The sequence below is a fragment of the Paracoccus salipaludis genome (assembly GCF_002287065.1).
GTDB classification, from domain to species: domain Bacteria; phylum Pseudomonadota; class Alphaproteobacteria; order Rhodobacterales; family Rhodobacteraceae; genus Paracoccus; species Paracoccus salipaludis.
Genome location: NZ_NSJZ01000066.1, coordinates 1 through 1618 on the forward strand (window position 1 = coordinate 1; position 1618 = coordinate 1618).

2 protein-coding genes and 1 pseudogene are annotated in these 1618 nt (G+C 60.1%); 2 read left to right on the forward strand and 1 reads right to left on the reverse strand.

Going from position 1 to position 1618, the window contains the following annotated elements; genetic code table 11:
• Positions 1 to 479: pseudogene (locus CK240_RS17490) on the forward strand (IS5 family transposase); the annotation flags it as partial.
• Between the two features lie 66 nt (positions 480 to 545).
• Here CK240_RS17490 and CK240_RS17495 read toward each other — a convergent pair.
• Complete coding sequence (locus CK240_RS17495; RefSeq protein ID WP_240517572.1) at positions 546 to 1358, reverse strand: Hint domain-containing protein; 813 nt, start codon at positions 1356 to 1358, stop codon at positions 546 to 548.
• 67 nt (positions 1359 to 1425) lie between these two features.
• Here CK240_RS17495 and CK240_RS19400 point away from each other — a divergent pair.
• Positions 1426 to 1618: transposase (locus CK240_RS19400; protein ID WP_476704012.1), on the forward strand; the 193-nt coding region annotated here is incomplete at its 3' end.

Below are 1618 nucleotides of genomic sequence, written 5' to 3' on the forward strand. Positions count from 1 at the left end.
GAATTGACGAGCAGACGCTGGAAATACGCGCAGCCGAGTTCACCACCAGCAACGTGGGCGATGCGCCCATGCTGCCCGATCTGCTCGACCAAATCCCACCGGATCAGGAGATCGCCAGCGCCACCGCTGATGGCGCCTTTGACACCCGCAAGTGCCACGATGCCATCGCCGCCCGAGGTGCTGCCGCAGTCATACTGCCCCGCAGAAACGCCAGACCATGGAAACCCGACACTCCCGGAGCGATTGCGCGCAACGAAGCTCTGCGCGCTTCACATCGCTTCGGGCGAACCATCTGACGACGATGGAGCGGCTACCACCGCCGGAGCCGCGTCGAAACGAAGACGCATTGTGTGAAGCTGCTGGGCCAGCGTCTGAATGCCAGGGACTTCGACCGACAGGTTGCCGAGTTTCAGATCCGGGTCGCCGTCCTGAACGGCTTCACCGCACTTGGCATACCCCTCACTGAAGCCGTGGGATGAGTCTGCCCCGGCAAAAGGGAAACCTCGACCCGCAGCCGATTTGTGCAACAGAGCCACGCCAAGGGATCATGCATTTAGAACCTTGTTATTCTGCAGATGCCGAGCCGCAAGGTTACGGCCTTGCCGGCCGCTCAGCAGAAGCCTGGCACCATCGCGGGAATTGCTCTGCTCTTCCCATTCGGGGAACAGCGTGAAAATCTCGGCCCGCGCGCCTTCCCCCAAGGCCTTGAGAGCTTCGGCGCCGGTATAAAGGGACTCGGTTTCCGCTCCGTTTGAAAACACCACTTCGTGCCGATCAAACAGGATGTGGAAGTATCTGACTTCGGCCATGTCTTCAGCGATCTCTATGCCCTTCAGCGCCAGCAGATGCTTGGCCGCGACCAGGACCTCAGCCGCACCAAACAGCCGCTGCGCTATCTTGGAGCGCACCAGGATGCGATGCTGCGGCGAGACGACGAGGTCGGATACGGGGGTATTCTCACCCAAGGCACCTGCGGCAATCCGGATCGGCCTCAGTTGCGGCTGTGCGAGAAGAGCCAGCATGCCAAGATGGCGTTCACCGATCCAGCGGACAGGTTGAAACCCGTTGTCGCGGGTTGCCACCAGGTCGCCAACCCGAAGATGCTCGACCGGCACCAATCCCCGCGAGGTCTCCAAGACGGTTCCCTGCGCAAAACAGGGCACACCATCGATGTCATTGCTGCGGATGCTTAAGGTCCCCACGCTCAGACCGTCTGCGTTCAGGACTTCGTAAGACCAATCCTTGAAGGAGGGAGTTTCACTGAAGTCTTCGTCGAGATTGACGATCCGAACCGACCAGCCTGGAGGAAGGTTGACCGTCGTGCTGTCGATCTCTCCATCTCCCGGAACAGAGTCCACCGTAATGGATCTGTTTGATCCCACGGTTTGATGGTGCGATCCTTTCTCAGGAATGGAAGGAAGCATTATGGGCCAGGTTCGTCACGGAAGCGCCACGACCACGCACGCCGTCAGAGCTGCAATACAACGATCGCAAGCTTCGCTCGCGACGTTGAGCCGGGATCTTGGGATCAACCCGAAGACCGTTGCTAAATGGCGCAAGCGCCAGACGGTCGAGGACCTCAAGACCGGGCCGAGAGAGCCGCGCTCGACGATCTTGA